The organism is Duganella sp. GW821-FHT07F09 (assembly GCF_059418705.1).
On sequence record NZ_JBWKQJ010000007.1, the window covers coordinates 412,490 to 437,186 of the forward strand.

Annotated in this window: 26 protein-coding genes; 9 read left to right on the top strand and 17 right to left on the bottom strand. The window is 64.9% G+C overall.

All coding sequences use genetic code 11. The annotated features are described in order from the left end of the window. Positions 1–80: 80 nt before the first annotated feature. Positions 81–1,214: a DSD1 family PLP-dependent enzyme gene (locus AC07P1_RS20660; RefSeq protein WP_494697580.1), complete on the top strand. Its 1,134-nt coding sequence runs from the start codon at positions 81–83 to the stop codon at positions 1,212–1,214. A gap of 132 nt (positions 1,215–1,346) precedes the next feature. Here the strand turns inward: AC07P1_RS20660 and AC07P1_RS20665 are convergent, their stop codons facing one another. The 9 genes from AC07P1_RS20665 to AC07P1_RS20705 form a co-directional block, all read right to left on the bottom strand. Further along, positions 1,347–2,576 carry a TerD family protein gene (locus AC07P1_RS20665; RefSeq protein WP_494697581.1) on the bottom strand — a complete coding sequence of 410 codons (1,230 nt, stop codon included), beginning with the start codon at positions 2,574–2,576 and terminating at the stop codon, positions 1,347–1,349. A gap of 5 nt (positions 2,577–2,581) precedes the next feature. Then, positions 2,582–3,523 carry an HpcH/HpaI aldolase/citrate lyase family protein gene (locus tag AC07P1_RS20670; RefSeq protein ID WP_494697582.1) on the bottom strand — a complete coding sequence of 314 codons (942 nt, stop codon included), beginning with the start codon at positions 3,521–3,523 and terminating at the stop codon, positions 2,582–2,584. Next, positions 3,516–4,676, bottom strand: coding sequence for a cysteine protease StiP family protein (locus tag AC07P1_RS20675; protein WP_494697583.1), 1,161 nt, complete (start codon positions 4,674–4,676; stop codon positions 3,516–3,518). The genes AC07P1_RS20670 and AC07P1_RS20675 overlap by 8 nt, the downstream gene beginning before the upstream one ends. Then, on the bottom strand, positions 4,673–5,425 hold the full coding sequence (locus AC07P1_RS20680) for an HAD family hydrolase (RefSeq protein WP_494697584.1): 753 nt from the start codon (positions 5,423–5,425) through the stop codon (positions 4,673–4,675). Before AC07P1_RS20680 ends, AC07P1_RS20675 begins: the two co-directional genes overlap by 4 nt. Then, on the bottom strand, positions 5,403–6,545 hold the full coding sequence (locus AC07P1_RS20685) for a phosphoribosyltransferase domain-containing protein (RefSeq protein WP_494697585.1): 1,143 nt from the start codon (positions 6,543–6,545) through the stop codon (positions 5,403–5,405). The genes AC07P1_RS20680 and AC07P1_RS20685 overlap by 23 nt, the downstream gene beginning before the upstream one ends. A gap of 80 nt (positions 6,546–6,625) precedes the next feature. Then, entirely contained in the window at positions 6,626–7,672 is a 1,047-nt protein-coding gene (locus tag AC07P1_RS20690; RefSeq protein WP_494697586.1) for an ATP-grasp domain-containing protein, read from the bottom strand. Positions 7,673–7,875: 203 nt separating this feature from the next. Then, complete coding sequence (locus AC07P1_RS20695; protein ID WP_494697587.1) at positions 7,876–8,451, bottom strand: TerD family protein; 576 nt, start codon at positions 8,449–8,451, stop codon at positions 7,876–7,878. A 141-nt stretch (positions 8,452–8,592) separates the two neighbouring features. Next, complete coding sequence (locus AC07P1_RS20700; RefSeq protein ID WP_494697632.1) at positions 8,593–9,276, bottom strand: transglycosylase domain-containing protein; 684 nt, start codon at positions 9,274–9,276, stop codon at positions 8,593–8,595. An 84-nt stretch (positions 9,277–9,360) separates the two neighbouring features. Continuing rightward, positions 9,361–10,467, bottom strand: coding sequence for an S-(hydroxymethyl)glutathione dehydrogenase/class III alcohol dehydrogenase (locus AC07P1_RS20705; protein ID WP_363498642.1), 1,107 nt, complete (start codon positions 10,465–10,467; stop codon positions 9,361–9,363). A gap of 141 nt (positions 10,468–10,608) precedes the next feature. Here AC07P1_RS20705 and AC07P1_RS20710 point away from each other — a divergent pair, with 141 nt between their 5' ends. Then, entirely contained in the window at positions 10,609–11,619 is a 1,011-nt protein-coding gene (locus AC07P1_RS20710; RefSeq protein ID WP_494697588.1) for a GlxA family transcriptional regulator, read from the top strand. A gap of 126 nt (positions 11,620–11,745) precedes the next feature. Here the strand turns inward: AC07P1_RS20710 and AC07P1_RS20715 are convergent, their stop codons facing one another. Beyond that, a complete protein-coding gene (locus tag AC07P1_RS20715; protein ID WP_494697589.1) occupies positions 11,746–12,078 on the bottom strand; it encodes a DMT family transporter in 333 nt (110 codons plus the stop codon). Positions 12,079–12,304: 226 nt separating this feature from the next. Here AC07P1_RS20715 and AC07P1_RS20720 point away from each other — a divergent pair, with 226 nt between their 5' ends. From AC07P1_RS20720 to AC07P1_RS20745, 6 genes are read left to right on the top strand one after another with little or no spacing between them, the layout of a single operon-like run. Beyond that, complete coding sequence (locus AC07P1_RS20720) at positions 12,305–12,724, top strand: CsgE family curli-type amyloid fiber assembly protein (RefSeq protein ID WP_494697590.1); 420 nt, start codon at positions 12,305–12,307, stop codon at positions 12,722–12,724. A 43-nt stretch (positions 12,725–12,767) separates the two neighbouring features. After that, positions 12,768–13,214 carry a curli assembly protein CsgF gene (locus tag AC07P1_RS20725; RefSeq protein ID WP_494697591.1) on the top strand — a complete coding sequence of 149 codons (447 nt, stop codon included), beginning with the start codon at positions 12,768–12,770 and terminating at the stop codon, positions 13,212–13,214. Next, complete coding sequence (locus tag AC07P1_RS20730; RefSeq protein WP_494697592.1) at positions 13,211–14,077, top strand: CsgG/HfaB family protein; 867 nt, start codon at positions 13,211–13,213, stop codon at positions 14,075–14,077. Before AC07P1_RS20725 ends, AC07P1_RS20730 begins: the two co-directional genes overlap by 4 nt. Continuing rightward, the gene (locus AC07P1_RS20735) at positions 14,074–14,505 is read left to right on the top strand and encodes a hypothetical protein (protein ID WP_494697593.1); all 432 of its coding nucleotides are present in this window, start codon (positions 14,074–14,076) and stop codon (positions 14,503–14,505) included. The genes AC07P1_RS20730 and AC07P1_RS20735 overlap by 4 nt, the downstream gene beginning before the upstream one ends. Positions 14,506–14,528: 23 nt before the next feature. Then, entirely contained in the window at positions 14,529–15,491 is a 963-nt protein-coding gene (locus tag AC07P1_RS20740; protein WP_494697594.1) for a hypothetical protein, read from the top strand. A 42-nt stretch (positions 15,492–15,533) separates the two neighbouring features. After that, positions 15,534–16,508 carry a hypothetical protein gene (locus AC07P1_RS20745; protein WP_494697595.1) on the top strand — a complete coding sequence of 325 codons (975 nt, stop codon included), beginning with the start codon at positions 15,534–15,536 and terminating at the stop codon, positions 16,506–16,508. A 112-nt stretch (positions 16,509–16,620) separates the two neighbouring features. Here AC07P1_RS20745 and lhpI read toward each other — a convergent pair whose 3' ends face one another. The 4 genes from lhpI to AC07P1_RS20765 all read right to left on the bottom strand — a co-directional run bounded on the left by lhpI (position 16,621) and on the right by AC07P1_RS20765 (position 20,923). After that, positions 16,621–17,559, bottom strand: coding sequence for a bifunctional Delta(1)-pyrroline-2-carboxylate/Delta(1)-piperideine-2-carboxylate reductase (lhpI, locus tag AC07P1_RS20750; RefSeq protein WP_494697596.1), 939 nt, complete (start codon positions 17,557–17,559; stop codon positions 16,621–16,623). A 129-nt stretch (positions 17,560–17,688) separates the two neighbouring features. Beyond that, entirely contained in the window at positions 17,689–18,510 is an 822-nt protein-coding gene (locus AC07P1_RS20755) for a response regulator (RefSeq protein ID WP_494697597.1), read from the bottom strand. After that, entirely contained in the window at positions 18,507–20,198 is a 1,692-nt protein-coding gene (locus tag AC07P1_RS20760; RefSeq protein WP_494697598.1) for a PAS domain-containing hybrid sensor histidine kinase/response regulator, read from the bottom strand. The genes AC07P1_RS20755 and AC07P1_RS20760 overlap by 4 nt, the downstream gene beginning before the upstream one ends. Beyond that, the gene (locus tag AC07P1_RS20765) at positions 20,195–20,923 is read right to left on the bottom strand and encodes a Crp/Fnr family transcriptional regulator (RefSeq protein ID WP_363498680.1); all 729 of its coding nucleotides are present in this window, start codon (positions 20,921–20,923) and stop codon (positions 20,195–20,197) included. The genes AC07P1_RS20760 and AC07P1_RS20765 overlap by 4 nt, the downstream gene beginning before the upstream one ends. A gap of 478 nt (positions 20,924–21,401) precedes the next feature. Here AC07P1_RS20765 and AC07P1_RS20770 point away from each other — a divergent pair, with 478 nt between their 5' ends. Then, complete coding sequence (locus tag AC07P1_RS20770) at positions 21,402–23,633, top strand: NADP-dependent isocitrate dehydrogenase (protein WP_494697599.1); 2,232 nt, start codon at positions 21,402–21,404, stop codon at positions 23,631–23,633. A gap of 76 nt (positions 23,634–23,709) precedes the next feature. Here AC07P1_RS20770 and AC07P1_RS20775 read toward each other — a convergent pair whose 3' ends face one another. The 3 genes from AC07P1_RS20775 to AC07P1_RS20785 form a co-directional block, all read right to left on the bottom strand. Beyond that, positions 23,710–23,886 (bottom strand): hypothetical protein, encoded by a 177-nt coding sequence (locus tag AC07P1_RS20775; RefSeq protein ID WP_494697600.1) that lies wholly within the window; start codon positions 23,884–23,886, stop codon positions 23,710–23,712. After that, positions 23,883–24,137: a FitA-like ribbon-helix-helix domain-containing protein gene (locus tag AC07P1_RS20780; RefSeq protein WP_494697601.1), complete on the bottom strand. Its 255-nt coding sequence runs from the start codon at positions 24,135–24,137 to the stop codon at positions 23,883–23,885. Before AC07P1_RS20780 ends, AC07P1_RS20775 begins: the two co-directional genes overlap by 4 nt. A gap of 186 nt (positions 24,138–24,323) precedes the next feature. Continuing rightward, positions 24,324–24,650 (bottom strand): NIPSNAP family protein, encoded by a 327-nt coding sequence (locus tag AC07P1_RS20785; RefSeq protein ID WP_494697602.1) that lies wholly within the window; start codon positions 24,648–24,650, stop codon positions 24,324–24,326. Between the last annotated feature and the right edge of the window lie 47 nt (positions 24,651–24,697).

Genomic DNA, 24,697 nt, shown 5'->3' on the forward strand with positions numbered 1-24,697 from the left:
TTTTATTGTTTTCTATTTAAACACAAGTTGATGGATAAGACTTACATTAGACCCATGGGTTCATTCATCAAGGAGAAAATATGTCGGCGCTTACCGGTCTCAACACGCCTGCGGCCATCATCGATGTCCCGCGCATACAACGCAACATCGCGCGCATGCAAACCAGGATGGACGCAATGCGTGTCAACTTCCGTCCCCACATCAAAACCAGCAAGAGCGAACCCGTGACGGCCATGCAACTGGCCGCCGGAGCGCGCGGCATCACGGTCTCCACCTTGCTGGAGGCGGAGCGGTTCTTCGAGGCCGGCACCACCGATATCCTGTACGCGGTCGGCATGGTGGGCAGCAAGCTGCCGCAGGCGATGGCCTTGCGCCGGCGCGGCTGCGACCTGAAAATCATCACCGACAGCCTCGCTTCCGCCGAGACCATCGTGCGCTTCGGCAAGCAACACGGCATGCAATTCGAAGTCTGGATCGAGATCGACAGCGACGGCCACCGGTCCGGCATCCGGCCGGGGCTCGATACGCTGATCGAAGTCGGACGTCATCTGCACGAAGGCGGCATGCTGCTGGGCGGCGTGATGACGCACGCGGGTTCCAGCTACGAGCTCGACGATCCGATAAAGCTGGTCGCCATGGCCGAGCAGGAGCGCAAGGCTTGCGTCGACGCGGCCGAACGCTTGCGCGCCGCCGGCCTGCCGTGCGCGGCGGTGAGCATCGGTTCGACGCCGACCGCATTGTCGGCCCAGTCGTTCGCCGGCGTGACCGAGGTGCGCGCCGGCGTCTATGTGTTCTTCGATTTGGTGATGCACAACATCGGCGTGTGCGCGATGGACGAGATCGCGCTGAGCGTGCTGACCACGGTGATCGGCCATCAGGAGGAAAAAGGCTGGGCCATCGTCGATGCCGGCTGGATGGCCATGAGCCGCGACCGTGGCACGCAAAAACAGAAACAGGATTTCGGCTACGGACAGGTGTGCGACATCGATGGCACGCCGATCGCCGGCTATGTGCTCAGCGGCGCCAACCAGGAGCACGGCATCCTGTCACGGCGCGACGGCGTCGACGGCGGGATCGCCGCGCGCTTTCCGATCGGCACCCAGCTGCGCATCCTGCCCAACCACGCCTGTGCCACCGGCGCGCAATATCCGGAATACCAGGCGCTCGACGGGGATGGCGGCATCGCCAGTTGGCCCCGACTGCACGGCTGGTGAAAAATTCCACACCACGTAGGGCGGGTTAGCGAAGCGTAATCGGCCATGCATGCGTCACCGTCGGCGCATGCATGGCCGATTACGGCGTTCCGCCTAATCCGCCCTACGTGATGTAGATTGACGCACAGGTCATCAGCCCTTGCTGCCCGCCACCCACTTCATGCCGAAGTTGTACTTGCGATCCATCACCTCGTGCATGCTCTTGCCGCCCTCCGGCACGATGTAATCCACCAGCTTGGTCACCTGCAGCTTGCCGCCCGCGTTCTCGATCATCGCGATCGCGCACATGCGCTGGCTGGCGCCCTGGTCCAGGCGCACCTCGATCGGCGGCTGGTCCGGCACATTGATTGTGACCACGCCGTCGGTCGCCGCCCAATTCGGCGCGCCTTCGTAAATGAACGCGAAAATCAACGCCCGCTTGATCTCGTCGAACCGCTGGCCGTTGATCGTCAAATTCTCGCCATCGACATTGGCACCGGTGCGGTCGTCGGCGGCCAGCTGGATGTACGGCTTGCCGTCGAAATTGCCGAAGCTGTTGCCCAGCGCCTGCACCACGCCCTTGGAACCGTCGTTCAGCTCGTACATGCACGCCAAATCCAGATCCAGACCCTTCGACGCGCGCATGCCGCCGGTCAGCTTGGACAGGAAGCCGCCCTTCTCCACCGGCGCGACGGCGCCCGATCGTGCCCAGTTCAGATTGACGTGGATACGGCCGAAACCGCGCGACGCCGATTTCTCCAGCGAGATCTTGTCGCCACGCTTCTCCAGCGTGATTTTTGACAGCGACACCTTGGCCTGCGGCGCCGGCGCGGGAGCCGGAGCGGCCGAAGGCGCCGCAGCCGGAGCAGGCGACGACGCGCTCTCGCTGCCGCCGAAATGCGTCAGCAACGCCGACAAGCCGCCGTTGAAGCCTTGCCCCACGGCGCCGAAACGCCACAGTCCATCCTTGCGATACAGCTCGGCCAGAATCACCGCCTTCTCGTCCTGGAAGTCGGCACCGGCCAGCGGGAACTGCGCCACCCCGCCGACCGTCACGCTGCCCTGGCTCAGCGAACGCATGGCGCCGCTGTCGATGGCTGCCGTGAACACCAGCTTGGAGATCGACTCCGGCAACGCCGCCAGATTGACGGCAAAGCTGGAGCGTTCGCCGGAAATGGTCAGCTTGACCGCATCGCCCGGGCTGGCCAGCTGGTTGTAGAACACCATGTAACGGTCGTCCGACAGCCGCTCGGCCGCGTCGAGGCCGAAGCACGAGACGTCGGCGCTGGTGCCGCCTATCTTCAGTTCCACATCGACATTGAACGACTGGCCGCAGCCCAGGTCGTCGAGTTTGCTCTTTTGTCCACGCGAGAATTGTTTCATTTGGATCACCTCAGAATAGTTTGACTCGTTAACACCGGCGAAGTTGCAGACTGCATCGTCTCCTGCCCCTGTCTCGGATGGGACCCGAACAGGCGCGAGCGCTCAAGCGTGCTCTCGGCCCAGGCGCGATGTGTCGCCACCTCGCACATCGACTGGTTCATCGCGAACACCGCCGGGCTGTCCGGCCGCAGGATGGCGGAAGCCTCCTCCAGGTCGCTGGCGGAGACGCGGTAATGGCTTTCGATCGGCTCGATCTGGCTAGGATGGATCGCCGTCTTGCCCACCATGCCGTGCGCCAGATCCTCGTTGACCTCCTCGTCCAGCAGCTGCGGCAGGTCCAGATGCTCGAACACCGGCGCGGTCAGCGCGAAGCCGTGCGGCCGGAAGGTCGTCACCAGGCGGCCGATCACCGGCCCCAGCGGCGTGCGGTAGATCGTCATGTTGCGCGGCCGGCGCAGGCCCAGCAGCGCCAACAGGTCGTTGCCGCCGATGCGCAGCGCCACCACGCGCTCGCGGATGCCCGGCGAGCTGATCAGATGACGCAGCGCGTGCATCTCGGCGTCGTAGAACACCTCGGCCGTCTCCAGGGTCGGCATCAGCATGTGGGCCGTCTCCCGCACCAGATTGAAGTACATCGGCAGGTTGTACTGGGTGGCCTTGGGGATGACGAAGCCGGTCAGCTTGTCGGCGCCGGGCATGGCCAGCACGCGTGCCATCACGTCGAGGTTGCGCACGCGCACGAAGCGCTCGGCCTGGCTCGCCACCGGCATATTGGCCAGCACCAGCGACAGGTTGAACAAGGCGTAGCTGAGCTCGCGGTCGGCGACCGCGTCCTCGGTGCACATGATCAGCGAGCGCACATTGCCCAGGCGCGTGCCGCTGGCGACGTCCATCAGATATTTGTGGGTCGCCGGCACGTACAGCGAAGCCCCTAGTGTCTTAACCATCGGCGATACTCCTGATGATGGAAACGGCCTGGTAAGGCAGCTCCGGATCGAGTTGCACGGACACGTCTTTTTCGCGTGCCAGCACCAGCAAATGGGCGACGTCGGCGCTGGCCGCGTCGCGCACGATCAGTCTGTCCGGCGTGCGCCGCAGCAGCACGCGCGTGGCTTCGCCCAGACCGGGTTTGATCAGGTTGCGGTCGGCGATGGCGTGCACGCGCATGGCCGTCTCCATGTAGTCGCGCGAGACCCGCGCCGCCGTCGCGCGCGCGGCCTCGGTGGCGGCCTCGATGTTGGCTGAATCCGGCGCGGTGGTGGCGCCGGCCGGCTCGCTTGCCGGGCCGATGACCGCGTCGATCGCGGCCGGGCCTTCGGCCCACTGTTGCGCCAGTTCGACCAGGCGGTCGGCGAACACGCGCGACTGGTCCTGCGGCTCGAACTCGGCGTAGTACACGCAGCCGTGGAAATCGTCCGGGCCGATCTCGTCGTTCAGGATAGAACGGCTGACCAGGCCGGACACGGTGGCGTTCAAGATGCTCGACGGGATCAGGTAGTCGTCATGGCCGGCGGCGCGGGCGGCCACGCCGGCCAGGTCCGACAGCACGTACAGGCCGCTGTCGATGGCGCAGTGGTGGCGCGCGTTGAACACCGCCATGCTGGCGTGCAGCTCGGCCGCGATGACGCCCTTGCCGGTCCAGCCGTCGATGAAGACGATCGATTCGGGCGCGTGGCCCTGCGCCAGGATGTACTCCAGCGCGACCTGGTCGATGCCGCGGTCGCGGATGATGGACAGCGAATAATGCGCGACCTCGCGGCCGAACACGCCGCCCAGCAGGCGCTTGAGCACCACGCCGACCGGCGTGCCGGCGCGCGCCAGCGAGACCAGGGTCACCGGTCCGGCGCGGCGGCGGGCGATCAGGCCGGCCAGGGTCACGCAGTCGCGCGCCATGCGCTCCAGGTTGGCCGCGCAAGCCTGGCCGAACACGTCCAGGTAGCGCGGCGACGGCAGCGACTCGCGCGACAGCATCTCGCTGTAATGGCGCTGTCCCGACTGGATCAGGCGTTCCTTGTCGGGCACGTCGACGAACGAGGCCAGCGCCAGCGGCTTGAGCAGGAAGCGCACGTCGTCGCCGTGGTAGCTGCCGCTGAAATTCATAGCGGCTCCAGGGCGACCCCTGCCAGTTGCGTGCCGCGCGGCACGATGGCGTAGTCGCAGGCGGCCATGAAGCGCGCGTCCGAACGGCTGTCGCCGATGCCGAAGGTCAAAATCTGGCCATGCTCGGCGCGCAGCAGCCCGGTGACGTAGGCCACCGCGTGCGACTTGTTCAGCGCGTTGGGCAGGATGGCCAGGTTGTTGGCGTTGCGGTGCAGGAAGTAGTCATGGCCGCGCGCCTCGAGCCATGGGATCACCACCTCGCGCTCGATCGGCTCGAGCCGGGCGGCGATCTTGTCGGCGTCCTTGATCAGCAGATAGAACGGAATCGAGTAATCCTCGACGATGCGGCAGCGGCTGCTCTGGCCGGCGGCCTCGACGTAGGCGTCGATCAGGCGGCCCAGCTCGGCCAAGCCGTCCTGCGCGGCCAGCATCGCCGGGCGCATGCGTTCCAGCCAGCTGCGGTCGGCGCTACCGTCGGGCAGCAGCACCACGCCGCCGTAGTTGATCACGGCGTAGCTGGTGAAGTCGATCTTGACGCGGCTATAGGCGTCCTGGTTGCGCGCGGTCGCGGGAATGATGGTCATGCCGTCATTCATGAACTCGAACATCGCGCGCTGACCGGCGGTGGTGAACGAACAGGCGACGCCGTCCTTGAGCACGGCCGCCGGTTCGAGGTCGTCGCGGCCGGAACACTTTTCCAGCGATTGGAACAGCGTGTCGTCCAGGTCAGCAAACAGGAATTTCTTCAATCAGGGCCTCACTCTTAAAATGGAACAGCCGCGCCTTGAGCAGCGCGGCCAGCTCGAACAACGCGGCGTTGGGCGGCGTCTCGTGGCAAATGAAAACATGGTCGTACTGACCGGGGGCGACGTTGTATAAAAAATTGGGGATGCCTTCGCCGTAGTTGTCGGCGAACGCCAGCGTGTGCGCCACCGCGCCCCAACGGCGGATCGGCGAGCGCGTGGTCGACTGCACCAGCACCTCGACGCCATCGCGCACCAGCCCGGCGCCGAGCGCATAGGCGGCGTGCATGAACTCGCCCGTACCGAGCACCAGCACCTTCTGGCCGGCGCCGATGCCGGCGGCCAGGCCGGACACCAGCGCCTGCGGCGGGCGCAGCGGCGTGGTGCGGCCGCGACGGCCGAACTGGTCGCTGGCGCCACGCTCGGCGTCGGCGTCGAAACGCTGCGCCGGCGCCGCGCCGGATTCCATCGTACCCGCCGTGAAGCGGTAGCTGCCGTGCAGGCAAGCGCCCAGGGTCATCGGCAAGGCGCAGCGCTCCGCCAACGCTGCGACGCCCTGCTCGCCCATGAAATTGGTGATCACCGCGAGATGCAGGTGGCTAATGTCGGGTTGTACTTGGCGGCAAGCGTTCAACAGATTAACGAAGGTGTTACCGGTGCTGGCCTCGTCGTCGACCAGCACCAGCGAGCGCATGCCGGCGAACAGCGCGCGCTGCGCCGGATCGGCCGGCCAGTGCAGGAACTGGCGCGGCGCGTGGCTGTGCGCCTCCTCGAATTCGATCAGCGCTTCATTGCCGACCCGGTAGCGGGTGGTATGCAGGAACAGCGCCGGCTGGTCCGGATGGGCGCGTTGCCACGCCTCGAACATGCCCTGTCCCAGCCCGATGCCGGTTTCGGCCATCGAGATGAACACGACCGGTCCCGGCAACTCCGGCACGCCGGCGGCCAGGCTCTCGTGGATCTCGGCCATGCGTTGCGGCGTGACCGGCCAGTGCTTGCCCAGCACCTTGCTCAGGAACAGGAAGCCGCGCTTGGCGTTGTCGCGCGCGGCAAAGCCCAGCAGGCTGTCGGGCGGAAACTCGCTGCCGGTCACGCGCAGTTCCAGCGTCCCGGTCGGCAGTTCCACCTCGACACTGCCGTGAAGGGGTGCGGGAAGGGGCGCGGGAAGGGGCGCGGGAAGGGGCGCGAAAAGCGGCGATGGTCCGTTCATGGCAATGCCACCGCCGTGCCCAGCTCGCCCACCCGCATGCCGTCGCGTACCGCCAGTTGCCCGGGCGTGAAACCTTCATGGCCGTCGACAAAGCTGATCAGCGCCAGGTAAGGCAGGTTCGGCCCGGCCAGACAAGCCATGCCGATGCCGCCCGAGGCGCGCGCGTTGATCTCCAGCAGGCGCAGGCTGCCCTGGCCTTCGCGGAACTGCACGTTGAACATGCCGCTCAGGCCGAAATCGGCCGCCAGCTTGGCGCACGATTCGACGATGTCGGCGCGCACCTCGATCACCTGGCCGTGGCCGGGCTGCGGCAGTTTCTTGCGCGCCACCGCGCTGACCAGATGGCCGTTGGCGCCGACGCAATCGACGCTGTATTCGTAGCCGTCGAGGTATTCCATCAGCAGCATGGTGCGGAAGGTTTCCAGCTCGGCCAGGCCACGGCGCAGGTCGCCCAGGCCGATGCGGTAGCTGGAGCCGGCCAGCAGCAGCGCGGCGCTGCTGCGCTCCTCGTCCAGCACGCTGAAGCCGAGGCCGTAGACCGAACGCGCCGGCTTGACGCACAGCTCCTTGTGCAGCGGACGCAACTCGGCGTGGGCGGCCTCGAACTGGGCGATGTCCTTGAACACACGGAACTCAGGCGGCGGCGCCAGCGGCAGATCCACGCCGGCGTAAAAGGCGGCCTTGTCGTCGATCATGTCGAGCTTGTCGGAGGCGGCGGCGCTCAGCACGCGCACGCCATGCTCGAGGAAGCGCCCGCGCGCCGCGCTCAGCGCGGACGCGTGCTTGGCCGGCGCGAACACGTCGACCTTGTGCTCGCGGCAAAATTCCAGGCACCAATCGACATAGTCGGCCGCCGTCAGGCCTTTCGGCTCGAGGTGGAACTCGTGCGCGGCGCCGGCGGCCGCGGTATGGGCGTGCGGGTGCGTGTAAATGGTGTGGAACCGGCCGGCCTGGTCGGCCTCGCGGATGAGCGTGAGCACGTTCGCGATGGACGAGAAGGCGCTGTTATACCAGACGCGGCAAACCCGTTCCGGCGCGCTCACAGAAACGCCCCGGACAAAAAGGTGTGGCGTCCCGTGCTCAGATAAATGCTCATGCAGTCCTCATGTCGATCGATGGTAAAAACAATGTTGCCACGGCGCCGGCCCCACGTACCTTGCGCGCACGAGCAAACCGGGAGACGCTGGCCTCCCGGTTTGAACGTTCGGCGCGCGACGGGCGCCGGATTGGGTACTAGTACTAGATATTAAGCGTTGACGCCGAACGAGCGCGCCAGCGGACCGAGGCCGCCTTTGAAGCCCTGGCCGACCGCCTTGAATTTCCACTCGGCGCCGGCGCGATACAGTTCGCCGAAAATCATTGCCGTTTCCACAGAGCTATCTTCCGACAGATCGTAACGGGCCAGTTCGGCGTTGCCGTTGGCGTTCAGGCAGCGGATGAAGGCTTTGCCGACCATGCCGAAGTTTTGCTTGCGCTGTTCGGCTTCGTGAATGGTGACACAGAAGGACAGGCGGTCGATTTCGGCCGGCACGGTGGACAGGTCGACGGTCAGGGTCTCGTCGTCGCCGTCGCCCTGGCCGGTGGTATTGTCGCCGTTGTGGACCAGCGAGCCGTCGGTCGATTTGAGGTTATTGTAGAAGATGAAGTCGCTATCGCCGCGCACTTTACCGTCGGCCTTGAGCATGAAGGCGCTGCCGTCGAGGTCGAACGCCGCGCCGTCGGTGGAGCGTGGGTCCCAGCCCAGGCCGATAACGACCTTGGTCAGGCCGGGTGCTTCCTTGCTGAGGTTGACGTTACCGCCTTTTTGCAAACTGATCGCCATACTGGTCTCCCATTTAAAGTTTCAAATTATCAACACTCGTCCAGCGACCGGATGTCGCCGAACGGCCTTTAAATTTCATCCCCAAGTATGTGGCGACATTTGCGCGAAAATCAATACTGTCCGAATAGAATCTTTAAATGATTAACGTGCGCAGGCGTCGTAAACGGTATCGAACCAACCATCCGGCTTACACTTTCCATCTAGCAACGCCTGAATCCGCGCCACGCGGGTGGCATGCTGCTCTGGATGCAACATCGGATGGTATTGGTTGGGCGCCTTGATCATCGCCACCAGACCGATGAATTCCGCCTCGCTGGTCTCGTCGAGCGGCTTGCCAAGGTAGGTTGAGGATGCCATCGGCAGCCCGACGACCTGCTTGCCGTCCTGGCTGCCCATGTAGACGTCGGCCACATACAGGGCCAACTGGTTACGCTTGGGCAGTTTCGCGTTCAACACAAACGCCATGACGTCGCGCCCCAGGTCGAACTTCTTGCAGCAGTCGAAGACGCGGCTGTAAAAGCGCTGCAACACGCCGGAGACACCGGCGAGCGGGCGGTCGGACAGATAGAGGTCGCGCGCGACCGCCGACGAGATCGTGGCCACGCCCTGCCCTTCGGCCAGGCTCACGCCGGAGTGTTTGAAGAAAGTGGGATCCTCGACCCGCAGCAGGATGGCGGTCTGGCGCGCGGAAAGCGGCATCATCGGCGGCGCCGGCACCGCCTCCATGACGGCGTTGAAGGATGTCGACGCCCAGACGGCGACCAGCCCCAGATAGGCGGCCGCCAGCAGGAATATCGCCAGCACGGTCTTGCACGCGAAACGCATCACGACGACATCCTTGTCCCAAGCAAAAGATGCCAATTCTACGCTGCGGCACAGGCCGCTGTCATACTAATTAATACGGCGTAATCAATACAGCACCACCGAGCGGATCGACTCCCCGCTCTTCATCAAATCGAACCCTTCGTTGATGCGCTCCAGCGGCAACCGATGGGTGATCAGGTCGTCGATATTCAGCTTGCCCTCCATGTACCAGTCGACGATCTTCGGCACGTCGGTGCGGCCGCGCGCGCCGCCGAAGGCCGAGCCGCGCCACTCGCGTCCCGTCACCAGCTGGAACGGCCGGGTCGAGATCTCCTGCCCCGCCGCCGCCACGCCGATGATGAAGGACTTGCCCCAGCCCTTGTGCGTGCACTCCAGCGCCTGGCGCATCGTCGTGGTATTGCCGACACACTCGAAACTGTAGTCGGCGCCGCCGTCGGTGATCTGGACGATGCTGTCGACCACGTTTTCGACTTCCTTCGGATTGATGAAGTGGGTCATGCCGAACTTGCGCGCCATCTCCTGGCGCGCGGGGTTGATATCGACGCCGATGATCTTGTCGGCGCCGACCATGCGCGCCGCCTGGATCACGTTCAGGCCGATGCCGCCCAGGCCGAACACGACGACATTGGCGCCCGCCTCCACCTTGGCCGAGAACAGCACCGCGCCGACGCCGGTGGTCACGCCGCAACCGATGTAGCACACTTTGTCGAACGGCGCGTCCTCGCGGATCTTGGCCAGCGCGATTTCCGGCACCACGATGTAGTTGGAGAAAGTGGACGTGCCCATGTAATGGAACAGCGGCTTGCCGTCCAGCGAGAAGCGGCTGGTGGCGTCGGGCATCAGGCCGCGGCCCTGGGTCGAGCGGATCGCCTGGCACAGATTGGTTTTGCGCGACAGGCAGAACTTGCACTCGCGGCATTCCGGCGTGTACAACGGAATCACGTGGTCGTCTTTTTTCAGGGTCTTGACGCCGGGGCCGACATCGACGACGATGCCGGCGCCCTCGTGGCCGAGGATGGCGGGGAAGATGCCTTCCGGATCGGCGCCGGACAGGGTGTAGTAATCGGTGTGGCAAATGCCGGTGGCCTTCAGCTCGATCAGCACCTCGCCGGCCTTGGGGCCTTGCAGGTCGACTTCTTCGATGGTCAGCGGCGCGCCGGCGCGCCACGCGATGGCAGCTTTGGTTTTCATGGTCGGGTTCCCGTGATAAGACGATATTGGAACCCGCCATTGTGCCGCAGGCACCGGGCAAAGCGCGCCCGCACGGACGAGAATGGCCGGAAATGGTGCCATAATGACCGGATTTTAAGGACCAACAGTGACCACAAACACATGAACGCCAAGCCAGCGACGGCAGCGAGGACGGTCGATATCGTTGTCTATGCCGGCTTCAAGGCGATGGAAGCGATCGGACCGATGTCCGTTTTCGAGTACGCCAACCTGCACCTGCAACGCCGTGGCCGCGCGCCCGGCTACGACGTGCGCATCGCCTCGACCTCGATCGGCCCGGTGCGCTCGGACACCTTGATGTCGCTGGACGCCACCAAGGCGCTAAGCCCGCTGGCCCTGCCGGACGACGCCATCGTCGTCGGCGCCCGCCACATCCAGGCCGCGCTGGCCGCCGGCCCGGACATCGTCGAGTGGGTGGCGGCCTCGGCGCCGCGCCTCAAGCGGCTCGCGGCACTGTGTTCGGGCGCGTTTTTCCTCGCGGCGGCCGGCGTGCTGGACGGCAAACGCGCCACCACGCACTGGAGCGTTGCCGACCGGCTGCAGGCCGACTTTCCATCGATCTCGGTGGAGGCGGACGCGATTTTCATTCGCTCGGACAACCTGTGGACATCGGCGGGCGTGACTGCCGGCATCGATCTGGCGCTGGCGTTGGTGGAAGAGGATTTCGGCCGCGACCTGGCGCTGGAGGTGGCGACCGAAATGGTGGTGTATCTGAAGCGCCCGGGTGGGCAGTCGCAGTTCAGCGCGCATTTGCTGAGCGAGCGCACGGCCAAGCCCAACATCCGCGATATTCAGAACTGGATACTGGACAATTTACATGAGCGGCTGTCGGTCGCGAAGCTGGCGCAGCGGGCGATGATGAGCGAGCGGCACTTCACGCGCGTGTTCCAGCAGGAGGTGGGCGTGAGCACGCAAGCGTTCATCGAGTCGTGCCGCTTCGAGCGGGCCACGCAGCTGCTGGCGGATCTGGCGCTGCCGATCAAGACGGTGGCCGCGCGCGCCAGCTTCAGCGACGAAGCGCACATGCGGCGCGTGTTCCAGAAAAAGCTGGGCATCACGCCCAAGCTGTACCGGGAGCGGTTCGCCACGACGGGCATCGCACCGGGCCCGTAATTTACCAACGGAGACACGTAGGGCGGATCAGGCGGAACGCCGTAATCGGCCATCTATGAGCCGCAGGCAGCTCATGCATGGCCGATTACGCTGCGCTAATCCGCCCTACGTGTTTCCTCGTGAATCTTAGTGCGCGCCCGCGCTGGAGAATACGTTCATGATCACCACGCCGGCGATGATCAGCGCCATGCCGATCAGCGCCGGCGCATCCAGCTTTTGACCGAAGAACGCCCAGCCGACCGCCGTGATGAGGACGATGCCCACACCCGACCACACGGCATACGCGATGCCGACCGGTATCGAACGCAAGGTCAGCGACAGGAAATAAAACGCCACGCCATAGCCGACCAGCACGATCGCCGACGGCACCAGTTTGGAAAACCCCTCGCTCGATTTCAGCGCCGATGTCGCGATGGTTTCCGCGACGATTGCAATACCCAGCATCAGCCATTTGTTCATTGTGCACCTCCTGTTGAGTGGCCAGTATGCATAAGTTTCGCCGTCGAAACCAGTCTATTCAAACCTGCGGGACTGTGCGCAAATCAAGTAATTTCCGCCCTACAAATTGCGGCCGCCCTGTTGACCCCTCACGACGAGCCCGCATGATCGTCGTCAAATTTGCGAGAGAACTCGGCTCCTATACTGAACTTCACACCTTCCGCCGCACCCATCTGAGCGAGCTCGCATGTCAACTGGCCACAACGTCATCGTCGCGACCTTTTTATGGTTGGGCGGCGCGTGGAACGCGACCGCCACGGCGGCGGAGCCTGGGGCCGAGCCCGCGGCCGCGGGCGTGGTGACCGTGCAAACGGTCACCATCGCCGGCCATGATTTCTCCCAGTATTTCCTTGCCGCCTGGCGCGACAAGGAAGGCAGCGAGCACTACACGCTGTCGATCAACGAACGTCCGTCGGCGCGCCTGGGCAGCGAAGTGTGGATCGGCTTCGCGCAACGGCGCGTGTTCCAAACCCGCCTGCCACCGGCCCGCGCCGCCATCCGTTCGTTGGGCGAGAACGCGGCCGAGACCGTCTGGCAAACCGTGCTGCAAACCGACGTCGAGCGCAAGCTGATCGGGGACGCCGACCTGGCCCCCGATGAATTCTGATATCGCCACCCGATTCCTTCACCGCCACACAGAGGAGCCCGCCATGCCCACCTTCCGTTCGACCCATGCCCGCACCGCCGCCTGGCTCGCGGCCTGCCTTGCCCTGCCGCTGGCCGGCGGCGCCGGCGCGACGGACATCGTCTACCAGCCGGCGAATCCGGCGTTCGGCGGCTACCCGACCAACGGCCAGCATCTGCTGGCCGCCGCGACGGCCACCAACAAGCACGTCGGCAAGGACGGGTTGGGGCGCTCGATGCTGGACCAGTCGCCGCTGGCCCAGTTCAACCAGACGCTCGAGCGCACCGTGCTCAGTCAACTGGCGGCGGCCGCCACCTCCAAGCTGACCGGCGCCGACGGCAAGCTCGTGCCCGGCACCTTCTCCACTCAAAATTTCACCATCAACGTGGTCGACCTGGGCGGCGGCATGCTGCGCATCACCACCACCGACAAGGCGACCGGCGCCTCGACCTCGTTCGAGGTGGCGCAATGAACACCGTGATGCGATGCGCGGCGCCGCTCGCGGCCTTGTTGCTGTCGTCCGGCTGCGCCATCACCCATCCGCCGTCGGTCGCGCGCGAGGACGCCCAACTGACGCCGCCGACCGCCGCCACCGGCGACCTGCGCAAACTGCCGCCGCCCAAAGGCAAGGTGGCGGTGGCCGTCTACGGCATCAGGGACCAGACCGGGCAATACAAACCGGCGCCGGACAGCTCGTTCTCGACGGCCGTCACGCAAGGGGCGTCGTCGATGCTGATCAAGGCGCTCAAGGAATCGGGCTGGTTCATTCCGGTCGAGCGCGAAAACCTGCAGAACCTGCTGACCGAACGCAAGATCGTGCGCGCGCTGGAAATGCCGCAACCGGCCGGCACGCCGGCGGTGCAGATTCCACCGCTGCTGGCGGCGTCGGTGCTGATCGAGGGCGGCATCACCGCGTTCGAAAGCAATGTGCGCACCGGCGGCGCCGGCGCCCGCTTCCTCGGCATCGGCGTCAGCACGCAGTACCGGGTCGACCAGGTCACCGTGAGCCTGCGCACCATCGATATCCGCAGCGGCCAGATCCTGCAAAGCGTGTCGACCACCAAGACGGTCTACGCGTACGAAGTGCATCCGAGCGTGTTCAAGTTCGTCAACGTCAAGGATTTGCTGGAGCTGGAGGCCGGCATGACGCGCAACGAGCCCACCCAGCTGTGCGTCAACGAGGCGATCGAGGCAGGCGTGGTCCATCTGATCGTCCAGGGCGTGCGTGAGGGCCACTGGGCGCTGCAGGATTCCGCGCGCTGGTCCGATCCGGTGGTGCAGCGCTACGCCACGGATCGCGATACCCGCTACCACGCCGCAGGAGCGATGCCATGATCGCGCGGCTGGCGTTGGCGGCCGCCCTGCTTGCCGCCCGGTTGGCCACGGCCGGCGACCTGGCCGGTTCGGAGTTGCCGTCCGGCGGCTTGCTGAACGGCGGATCGTTGGCCACGGTCGGGCAACACGGCGCCATGAACACGCTCGCGGCCACCCAGCGCGGAAGAGAACACCGGCTGTCGGCATCGCAGCGCGGCAGGGAAAACGCGGCGACCGTGGTACAGGATGGATACGCCAACAGCATCGAGCTCCAACAGAACGGCAAAGGCAACGAGGCCACCATCGTCCAAGGCGGCGCCGGCAACAGCGCCCTTGTCGACCAGCACGGCAACGCCAACAGCGCGCGCATCGAACAGCACGGCAACGATGCCAGGGCCCGCGTGACCCAGACCGGCAACGGCAAGCGCGCCATCGTGATTCAGCATTAAAACCCATTTGAACAGGAGCGGCCATGAAACCTGCGATCCCCCCTCTCGCCGCCGGCTTGCTGCTGGCCTTTTCCAGCGCGTCCGCGCAGTTCCAGACCACCGCCGGGATTACCCAAAGCGGCTTCGGCAACCAGTCCTATGTCGAGCAGCAACAGGTCACCAGCGAATCGCAAGTGACCGTCACGCAGAATGGCAACGACAACAGCGTGGGCGACCCGGGCGGCCGGACCGGCGGCATCCTGCAGCGCGACACCAACCGCATGCGTATCTTCGTCAACCAGCTGGGCGACAACAACCGGGCGGCGCTCGCCCAGGACGGCGGCGATTTCGACGGCGCCACCATCAACCAGACCGGCACGGGCAATATCGCCATGGTGCGCCAGGATGGCGTGTACGAATCCGGCGTGCGGATTGAACAGAGCGGGGAGCGCAACCTGGTCGACGCTGGCGGAACACAGTCGCTGGCGTTCGGCTTCAGCGCGTACCAGACCGGGTCCGACAATGTAATCGGCCTGAACCGCAGCGACTCCGGGTTTGGCGGCCCATCGGTGTCCCAGGAAGGCGTCGGCAACCGCGCCACGCTCAACCAGCACAATGGCACGTACTCCTTCGTCGATGTCCGCCAGGTCGGCACCGGCAACGAGGCCACCGCGATCCGGATCGACACGCTGTTCGGCGACACGGACGTGGTGCAAAACGGCGCGCGCAATCGATCGACGAGCGTCACCAACGATCTGGATAACTTCGCCACAACCCTGCAGACCGGGAATGACAATCAGGCGGCCATCACTCAGCGGCTCAATTCCAACAGGTCGACCATCACCCAGCTGGGCAACCTCAACACGGCGTCGATCACGCAAACCGGCGCCGGCACACCCGCGTTCGAAACGCCGAACGTCGCCTGGATCACCCAAACCGGCGACGGCTTCTCGGCCAGCATCACGCAGACGGGCAGCGGCAACAGCGCGGGCATCCACCAGCATTGACCTCCGATCCTCAACGTTTTTTCATCACCGTAAGGAATGATCATGAACCATCCAAAATCCACCGCCGCCGTCGGCCTGGCGTTGTCCCTGGCGCTGACCGTCCCCGGCGCGTTCGCACAGGTCCCCGGCACCACGGCCACCGTCACGCAGACGGGCATCGGCAATCAAGCCTACGTCGACCAGAACCAGGCCAGCGAAGGCTCCGCCGTCTCCATTGCCCAGACCGGCAACTACAACATGGTCGGCGACCCCGCCAGCCGCACCGGCGGCATCCTGCTGCGCGATACGCCCGGCATGATCGTCGCCGTCAGCCAGATAGGCGACGCCAACCAGCTCACGCTTCAGCACATCAACGAAGGCGGCTTCTTCGGCTTCGCCTACCTCAATCAGACCGGCACCGGCAACGCCGTCAGTTTGGTGCAGAACGGCGCGTACGAATCGACCATCCGGGTGGAACAGCACGGGGAGCGCAACATAATCGACGACATCGCCACCGACGTCGGGGCGCTCAGCTTCCGCCCCGAGCAGTACGGCTCGGACAATGTCATCACCGTTAGACGGAACTGGTCGGGCTATGCGGGCTTGCCGATTTACCAGGAAGGCACGGCCAACCGCGCCACCGTCACCTACGACGACGCCTTTTACTCAGGCATGGGCATCAGCCAGACCGGCACCGGCAACGAGGCGCGCGGCAGCCTGACCTCGACAGGTTTTGCGACCGAGGCCTACATCAACCAGAACGGCATGGGCAATCTGGCGATCACCAACGTCTACGCAGCCGGCGGCGCGGTGACGACGCAAACGGGGAACGCCAACACGGCCACCGTCCACCAGAATTCCGGGTCGAACGGCGCGACCATCGGCCAGCTCGGCGCGCTCAACACGGCATCGGTGACGCAGGCCGGTCCCCTCTCCGACACGCCGAACGTCGCCTGGATCACGCAAATCGGTGAAGGCTTCGCGGCCGGCATCACGCAGACGGGCAGCGGCAACAGCGCCGGTATCCATCAGCACTGAGGCGTGGGCGATGCGCGGAGACACGTAGGGCGGATTAGGCGGAACGCCGTAATCGGCCATTTATGCGCCGCCAACGGTGCATGCATGGCCGATTACGCTGCGCTAATCCGCCCTACGTGCCTGCCAGGCTTTTGAAGGCCAACTTGCCGGCGGCGAGGTCTTCCAGCGCCGTGCCGACCGCCTTGAATACCGTGCGTTGCTCCGGCGACGTGCGGCCGGTGCATTGTCCGCGCGCCAGCGCCGCGAGGTCGCCGCGTATCTCCTCCGCCTTCAGGCAACCGGCGGCAATCGCGTTGAGGATGTCACCCGACTTTTGCGCGGCTTCGGCCGTGTCCACCCAGACGCCGGCGCCGGCGAAGCACGCCGGCTCGGCCTCGCACATCCGCGGCGTGAAGCCGCCCACCAGATCGACGTGGCTGCCCGCCGCCAGCCATTCGGCCCGCAGGAACGGTTCGCTGGCGAGCGTGGCGCACGTGATGATGTCGGCGGCGCGCGCGGCCGGTTCCAGCGCGGGCGCGACGCGGGCCGGCAAGCCCCGCGCCAGCAGCGCCCGCACCGTCCGCTCGGCGGCGCCGGCGGCTATATCCCAGACCATGATGTCGTCCAGTTGCCGCACGGTGGCGATGGCCGGCGCCAGCAGGCTGCCGACCCGCCCCGCGCCGCATACCAGCAGCGAGCGCGCATCCTTCCTGGCCAGGTAGTCGACGCCCAGCGCCGAGGCGGCGGCGGTGCGGCGCGAGGTGATGACATTGCCGTCGAAGATGGCCAGCGGCTCGCCTGTGGTGGCGTCGTGCAGGATATAGGTGGCGTGCAGGCCGGGCTTGTTGCGCTGGTGGTTGTTGCCGTAGATGTTGACGATCTTGACGCCGTAGAAGCCGTCGGCGTCCCAGGCGGGCATCAGCAGCGAGATGCCGGCGGTGTCGCCGGTGCCGATGTGGTGGGTGTGGCGCAGGGGGACGTCGGCGCCGGCGGCGAAGGCGTCTCGCAACGCCTGGATCAGTGCGGGGAACGGCAGCGCGTCGGTCAACAGCGATTCATTAGGCAGGAGCATGGGCATTCCTCTGATTCACGTAGGGCGGATTAGCGTAGCGTAATCGGCCATGAGCCGCCAGCGGCGCACGCATGGCCGATTACGGCGTTCCGCCTAATCCGCCCTACGTGTCTCCGTGGCATTCTACCTTCAGCGGTCAGCCGTACCTGCGAACATCGCCGCCATCGCCGTCACGTCCCGCCCCACGCCACGGTAGCCGACGAAGCGGCTGGCCTCGTCGAACATCGGCTCGCCGCTGACCTGCAGATACTGCACCCTGCCGTTGGCGGCGGTGCGCCGGTAGACGAAGTCGAGGAAAGGCTTGCGCTCGGCGATGTTGGCTTCCAAGGTCGCGCGCTCGGCCACGTCCCAGCCGTCGGCGGCGCTGGCGCCGATGCCGACCATGTCCATCACCGGTCCCGACCAGTGCCTGAGCTTGCCTTCGGCGTCCTGTTCCCAGTACCAGTCGCTCGACAGCTCGGCGAAACGCTGGAAGCGGGCCTCGCTGGCGCGCAACTCGGCCGTGCGTTCCATCACCTGGTGTTCCAGCTGCTGGTTGTAGCGGTTGAGCTGGCGGTGCAGCAGGCGCACTTCGAGCATGTTGCGGATGCGCGTCTCGACCTCGACCAGCTCGAACGGCTTGGCGACAAAGTCCTTGGCGCCGGCCTGCAGCGCGCGCAGCTTGTGGCCGGGCTGGGCGGTCACCACCAGCACCGGCACATAGCCGTCGGGCTCGATCGACTTGAGCGCCTCCAGCACCTCGAAGCCGTCCATGCCCGGCATTTGCAGGTCGAGCAGGATCAGGTCGTAGTGGTTGGCCAGGTGCAGCGCGCCGACGGCGAACGGGTCCATCGTGCTGCTGACCCGGGTGTAGCCGGCGTTGTCCAGCATGCGCTCGAGCAGCATGACGTTGGCCTCCTGGTCGTCGACGATCAGGATACTGGCGTTTAACAGCTGGGTGGCGTCTATCATTGCACTTCCTTGTGGGCGGCGGCGAACGCCAGCGCCAGGTCCAATGCGTCCATGAACTGGGCCACGTTGATGGGTTTGGTCAGATAGCGGAAGAAACCGGCCTCCACGCCTTTTTCTATGTCGCGCGGCATGGCGTTGGCCGACAGCGCCATCACCGGGATGTGGGCCGTGGTCGCGTCTTCCTGCAGTATCTTCAGGCAACCGAAACCGCTGACGCCGGGCAGGTTGATGTCCATCAGAATCACGTCCGGCTGGTAGGTGCGCGCCAGCTGGATGCCGGCATAGCCGTCGATCGCCGTCAACAACTTCAGGTCGGGGCGGCGCGTGATCAATTGCTCGACCAGGTTCAGGTTGGCCGGGTTGTCTTCGACATACAGCAGGGTGCGCGGCGCGGAGACCACCTGCGCATCGATATAGGTGCTCGTGTCGAACGCGGCCATCTCCAGCACCGGTTCGTCGCTGGCGGCCAGCTCGACCCAGAACGTGGTGCCGGCGCCGACGGCGCTGTCGACGCCGATGGAACCGTGCATCAGTTCCACCAGTTGCTTGGTGACGACCAGGCCGATGCCGGTGCCCTCCTCGCCGCCCTCCTCCTGGCCGAGGCGGTTGAACGGCTCGAACAGGTGGGCGATCTGCTCGCGGCTCAGGCCGGCGCCGGTGTCGGCCACGCTGACCCGCACCATGCCGTCGCTGCCCTCGCCGCAGGCCACCGTCACGCTGCCGCCGACGCGGTTGTATTTGATGGCGTTCGACAGCAGGTTGATCATCACCTGCTTGACGCGGGTGCGGTCGGCGTGGACGAAGAACGGCCTGGCCATCGGGCTGAACACGAGCCGGATGCCCCGCTTTTGCGCCTGCGGCCCCACCATCGCCTGGCAATCCTTGAGCACGTCGGACAGCCCCATCGATTCCTGCGACATCGTCACCTTGCCCGATTCGATCATGGCCAGGTCGAGAATCTCGTTAATCAGTTGCAGCAGATACCAGCCGCCCTTGAGGATCTGGTCGATCGAGCGCAACTGCGAAGGGGTCGGCGGCGGCTTGTCCGACGCCAGCAACTGGGCGAAGCCGAGCACGGCGTTGAGCGGCGTGCGCAGCTCGTGGCTCATGCTCGACAGGAACTCCGATTTGGCCCGGTTGGCCTTGTCCGCGATGGCGCGCGCGGCCTCCAGTTCGACATTGGTCTCCTGCAGCGCCAGTTGCTGCTCGCGCAGACGGGCGTCGAGCACGGCCTGCGCGTCCTCGACCTGCTTGCGGGCCGTGTTGTCGGTGCCGATCAGCAGATAACCGATGATCTTGTCGTCGCCGTCGCGCAGCGGACTGACCGAGACGATGGCGGGGAAACGGCTGCCGTCCTTGCGCACATAGGTCAGCTCGTACATGTCCTCGATGCCGCGCGAGGCCTTGAAGGCCAGCGCCTCGAAGCCGGGGCGGATGGTGGTGCCCAGCTCCAGGCTCAGCGCCTCGGCCCGCTCGATCATCTCCTGGGCGTCGGAAATACCGGCCGGCGTGATCAGGTTGACGACCTCGCCGGCGCTATAGCCGAGCATGCGCTCGGCGCCGACGTTGAACAGCTGGATGACGCCCTGGGCGTCGGTGGCGATGCAGGAAAAATTGGCGCTCTTGAAGATGGCCTGCTGCAGGGCGTCGGCCTTGAGCAGCGGCGCGTCGGTGTGGTGGGGGCTCATTGCGATCCTTGGCGTTGCAGCACGTCTGACATCAGCCGCGCGAATTCCTTTTTGACGACGTCGTAGCACTCGCACACCTCGGCCTCCAGGCCGACCCGGTCGAGCACGGTGATATGGCCGCGGCGGTAGCTGATGTAGCCGTTCTCCTGCAACTTGCCGGCGGCGACGGTGACACCCTCGCGGCGCACGCCCAGCATGTTGGCGATCAATTCCTGCGTCATCGTCAGCTCGTTGCCGGGCAGCCGGTCGAGCGTGAGCAGCAGCCAGCGGCACAGTTGCTGTTCGACCGTATGGTGGCGGTTGCAGACGGCCGTTTGCGACATCTGCGTCAGCAGCGCCTGCGTGTAGCGCAGCAGCAGCCGCATGACGGGGCCGGCGCGGTTGAACTCCTCCATCAGGATGTGCGACTTGAGCCGGTAGCCGTGGCCGGCCGTTTGCACCACCGCGCGGCTCGGCGTTGTATTTCCACCCATAAACAATGAGATGCCGAGGATGCCCTCGTTGCCGACGCCGGCGATCTCGGACGAGCCGCCGTTTTCCAGCACATAGTGCAGAGAAACGATTGCCGATGTCGGGAAATAAACATGCTGAAGTTGTCCGCCGGACTCGTACAGCACGTCGCCCAGCCGCATCATGATCGGTTCGAGGTGCGGCGACAGGCGCGCGAAATCGGACTCCAACAGGGCCGCGAGCAGGTGGTTTTGATTGGGGTCGTTGAGACGCATGGAGAAACTTGTTTTTCCAGTCGTCAACTAGGCGGGCTGCTGGGACGGTGAACGAGGACCGTCCGGCACAATAGCACATATTGCACGGCAACAATCCAATAGCCCTACACCCGCCCACTTTTCACCCTGGAAGCGCTGCCCCCAAGTTAAGCCGATTTTCGTAGGGCGGATTAGGCGGAACGCCGTAATCGGCCATGAGCCGCCGACGGCTCTTGGCCGATTACGCTGCGCTAATCCGCCCTACGTGGTTTAGATGAACGCTTAAGTTAGCGGCCTTGGGTCGTACCCAGGTTAAAAACGGCCCAAACCTCGTCCTTTGAAGGGGTTTCCGCCCAAGCCGGCCAGTATTGTCCTAAAATAAGCGCTTGAGTGGGAATGGCGACCGCGCCAGCGCACCAGCCGCACCGGGTTTACGCAGTCATCCTGCGCCCGGGACGGGAACATTAACTCCAAACACTACGCTTACAAGGGAATGACAATGTCAACACAAAAGTCAAAAATCATCTACACACTGACTGACGAGGCGCCGTTGCTGGCGACGTATTCCCTGCTACCCATTATCAAAAAGTTCACCGCGCCGGCCGGCGTCGATGTTGTCGCCAAGGATATTTCCGTCGCCTCCCGCGTGCTGGCCGAATTCCCGGAATTCCTGACCGACGCGCAAAAAGTCCCGAACACCCTGGCCGAACTGGGCGCCCTGACCCTCAAGCCTGAAGCCAACATCATCAAACTGCCCAACATCTCGGCCTCGGTGGCCCAGTTGCAGGCCGCCATCCGCGAACTGCAGGAAAAGGGCTACGCCCTGCCCGACTTCCCGGAAGACCCGAAAACCGACGAGGAAAAAGCCCTCAAGGCGCGCTACAGCAAGTGCACCGGCTCGGCCGTGAACCCGGTCCTGCGCGAAGGCAACTCCGATCGCCGCGCCCCCAAGGCTGTCAAGGAATACGCCCGCAAGCACCCGCACTCGATGGGCGAATGGAGCCAGGCGTCGCGCACCCACGTGTCGCACATGCACGGCGGCGACTTCTACCACGGTGAAAAATCGCTGACCCTGGACAAGGCCCGCAACGTCAAGATGGAACTGCTGACCGCGTCGGGCAAGGCCATCGTGCTCAAGCCGAAGGTCGCGCTGCAGGCCGGCGAGATCATCGACTCCATGTTCATGAGCAAGAAAGCCCTGCTGGCGTTCTACGAGAAGGAAATCGACGACGCCTACAAGACCGGCGTGATGTTCTCGCTGCACGTCAAGGCGACGATGATGAAGGTGTCGCACCCGATCGTGTTCGGCCACTGCGTGCGCATCTTCTACAAGGACGCGTTCGAGAAACACGCCAAGCTGTTCGAGGAACTGGGCGTGAACGTCAACAACGGCATGGTCAACCTGTACGACAAGATCGACAAGCTGCCGTCGTCGCAGAAGGAAGAGGTCATGAAGGACCTGCACGCCTGCCTGGAGCACCGTCCCAAGCTGGCCATGGTCGACTCGGCCAAGGGCATCACCAACTTCCATTCGCCCAACGACGTGATCGTCGACGCCTCGATGCCGGCCATGATCCGCATCGGCGGCAAGATGTGGGGCGCCGACGGCCGCACCGCCGACGTCAAGGCGGTCATGCCGGAATCGACCTTCGCCCGCATCTACCAGGAGATGATCAACTTCTGCAAATGGCACGGCAACTTCGACCCGACCACCATGGGCACCGTGCCCAACGTCGGCCTGATGGCCCAGCAGGCCGAGGAATACGGCTCGCACGACAAGACGTTCGAGGTGGCCGAAGGCGGCATCGCCAACATCACCGACCTCGACACGGGCGAAGTGCTGCTGACCCAGACCGTCGAAGCGGGCGACATCTGGCGCATGTGCCAGGTCAAGGACGCGCCGATCCGCGACTGGGTCAAGCTGGCCGTCACCCGCGCCCGCCAGTCCGGCATGCCGGCCGTGTTCTGGCTCGACACCTACCGTCCGCACGAAGCCGAAGTGATCAAGAAAGTCCAGCTCTACCTCAAGGACCACGACACCAGCGGCCTGGACATCCACATCATGTCGCAGACGCGCGCCATGCGCTACACGCTGGAACGCGTCTCGCGCGGCCTCGACACCATCTCGGTGACCGGCAACATCCTGCGCGACTACCTGACCGACCTGTTCCCGATCCTGGAACTGGGCACCAGCGCCAAGATGCTGTCGATCGTGCCGCTGATGGCCGGTGGCGGCATGTACGAAACCGGCGCCGGCGGTTCGGCGCCGAAGCACGTCAAGCAGCTGGTCGAGGAAAACCACCTGCGCTGGGATTCGCTGGGCGAATTCCTGGCGCTGGCCGTCTCGCTGGAAGAGCTTGGCATCAAGGAAGGCAACGCCAAGGCCAAGATCCTGGCGCAGACGCTGGACGTCGCCACCGGCAAGCTGCTCGACAACAGCAAATCGCCGTCGTCGCGCACCGGTGAGCTCGACAACCGTGGCAGCCACTTCTACCTGGCGCTGTACTGGGCCCAGGCCTTGGCCGCGCAGACCGACGACGCCGAGCTGCAAGCGCACTTCGCGCCGCTGGCCAAGGCGCTGGCCGAGAACGAAGGCAAGATCGTCGGCGAGCTCAAGGATGTACAGGGCAAGCCGATGGACATCGGCGGCTACTACTATCCGGACCCGGCCAAGACCGAAGCGATCATGCGTCCTAGCGCCAGCTTCAACGCGGCGCTGGAAAGCATCTGACGATCGGCTTGTGAATAACGCGGCGCCTGGCGCCGCGCCGCCACAGCAAAAAGGGAAGCCCGCGGGCTTCCCTTTTTTACGCCGGCGACGATCCCAGGTCCCACGGATTGATAACGACGACACCAGCCGCCTGGAACGGCGCTGTGTCGCGCGACGCGACGATAAAGCGCCGCGACGCCGACCAAGCCCTCACGACCGGGCTGGCTGCGGACTTCATCATCTCGGAAACGACGTTAGTGTCGAGAAGAATCATTCAAAACTGCGCGGCTCGGCCGGTGCCGTAGCCCTCGTCCGCTCCAAAGCCTCGACTTCCTCGTCCGTCAGGCCTATCCCTTGCGCCAAGGTGACCATGGCATCGCCAAGGCGCACTCGCCCCTGGGGTGTCACTGCTGCGGAAAGGATTTCACGAACCTCGGCCTCGGTGCTACGTCCGTGTTCGGCAGCACGCACGCGCAAGGCCCGGTGAACCTCGTCAGGGAGATTGCGAACGGTCAGCATTGCCATTAGAACACCTCATTGAGCGAGTCGTATGCATGCATATTATCGCATTGAATACACGCCCCGAACTCAATACTAATCAAATGCATCCCGCCAGACGCTGGTCGGCGTCGACGATGCCGACTACCGCTTGGATAGAAGCGCTACAAGCGCAGCGGCGGGCGGCGCGACGTGCGGCTCCCGGGTGGGCAGTCAACTTACCGACGAATACGCGGTAGGCTCCAGCAACGAGTTCTCGATGCGCTCGACGATGATGCCGTCGGCCTCCGACGCGGCGCGCGCGGCCACCCATTCGGGATCGGTGGCGAACGCATTCCACTTGGTCTCGCGCTCGGCCAGGCTTTCCCACTTCAGCATATAGGTCAAGGTCTGGTTGCTCGGACCGACCACCGTGGTGAAGAAGCCGGCCTGTTCGATGCCGTGCTTATGCCACAGCGGCAAGGTCACGTGCGAAAATCGTTTGTGCAAGGCCGGCAGCCGGCCGGCGGCGCAGTGGTAGACGCGTAATTCGTAAATCAACGGTGCTCTCCTCGAAGTAGTTGTGGGACGGCATATGATTTCGCCGA

Excerpts from the sequence above, each read along its gene's own strand:
- AC07P1_RS20725 (WP_494697591.1), top strand. The coding sequence starts at position 12,768 with ATGCCCACCTTCCGTTCGACCCATGCCCGCACCGCCGCCTGGCTCGCG.
- AC07P1_RS20705 (WP_363498642.1), bottom strand. The coding sequence starts at position 10,467 with ATGAAAACCAAAGCTGCCATCGCGTGGCGCGCCGGCGCGCCGCTGACC.
- lhpI (WP_494697596.1), bottom strand. The coding sequence starts at position 17,559 with ATGCTCCTGCCTAATGAATCGCTGTTGACCGACGCGCTGCCGTTCCCC.
- AC07P1_RS20715 (WP_494697589.1), bottom strand. The coding sequence starts at position 12,078 with ATGAACAAATGGCTGATGCTGGGTATTGCAATCGTCGCGGAAACCATC.
- AC07P1_RS20735 (WP_494697593.1), top strand. The coding sequence starts at position 14,074 with ATGATCGCGCGGCTGGCGTTGGCGGCCGCCCTGCTTGCCGCCCGGTTG.
- AC07P1_RS20660 (WP_494697580.1), top strand. The coding sequence starts at position 81 with ATGTCGGCGCTTACCGGTCTCAACACGCCTGCGGCCATCATCGATGTC.
- AC07P1_RS20760 (WP_494697598.1), bottom strand. The coding sequence starts at position 20,198 with ATGAGCCCCCACCACACCGACGCGCCGCTGCTCAAGGCCGACGCCCTG.
- AC07P1_RS20720 (WP_494697590.1), top strand. The coding sequence starts at position 12,305 with ATGTCAACTGGCCACAACGTCATCGTCGCGACCTTTTTATGGTTGGGC.
- AC07P1_RS20730 (WP_494697592.1), top strand. The coding sequence starts at position 13,211 with ATGAACACCGTGATGCGATGCGCGGCGCCGCTCGCGGCCTTGTTGCTG.
- AC07P1_RS20775 (WP_494697600.1), bottom strand. The coding sequence starts at position 23,886 with ATGATTCTTCTCGACACTAACGTCGTTTCCGAGATGATGAAGTCCGCA.
- AC07P1_RS20755 (WP_494697597.1), bottom strand. The coding sequence starts at position 18,510 with ATGATAGACGCCACCCAGCTGTTAAACGCCAGTATCCTGATCGTCGAC.
- AC07P1_RS20675 (WP_494697583.1), bottom strand. The coding sequence starts at position 4,676 with ATGAATTTCAGCGGCAGCTACCACGGCGACGACGTGCGCTTCCTGCTC.
- AC07P1_RS20665 (WP_494697581.1), bottom strand. The coding sequence starts at position 2,576 with ATGAAACAATTCTCGCGTGGACAAAAGAGCAAACTCGACGACCTGGGC.
- AC07P1_RS20770 (WP_494697599.1), top strand. The coding sequence starts at position 21,402 with ATGTCAACACAAAAGTCAAAAATCATCTACACACTGACTGACGAGGCG.
- AC07P1_RS20700 (WP_494697632.1), bottom strand. The coding sequence starts at position 9,276 with ATGCGTTTCGCGTGCAAGACCGTGCTGGCGATATTCCTGCTGGCGGCC.
- AC07P1_RS20765 (WP_363498680.1), bottom strand. The coding sequence starts at position 20,923 with ATGCGTCTCAACGACCCCAATCAAAACCACCTGCTCGCGGCCCTGTTG.
- AC07P1_RS20740 (WP_494697594.1), top strand. The coding sequence starts at position 14,529 with ATGAAACCTGCGATCCCCCCTCTCGCCGCCGGCTTGCTGCTGGCCTTT.
- AC07P1_RS20695 (WP_494697587.1), bottom strand. The coding sequence starts at position 8,451 with ATGGCGATCAGTTTGCAAAAAGGCGGTAACGTCAACCTCAGCAAGGAA.
- AC07P1_RS20670 (WP_494697582.1), bottom strand. The coding sequence starts at position 3,523 with ATGGTTAAGACACTAGGGGCTTCGCTGTACGTGCCGGCGACCCACAAA.
- AC07P1_RS20780 (WP_494697601.1), bottom strand. The coding sequence starts at position 24,137 with ATGGCAATGCTGACCGTTCGCAATCTCCCTGACGAGGTTCACCGGGCC.
- AC07P1_RS20745 (WP_494697595.1), top strand. The coding sequence starts at position 15,534 with ATGAACCATCCAAAATCCACCGCCGCCGTCGGCCTGGCGTTGTCCCTG.
- AC07P1_RS20710 (WP_494697588.1), top strand. The coding sequence starts at position 10,609 with ATGAACGCCAAGCCAGCGACGGCAGCGAGGACGGTCGATATCGTTGTC.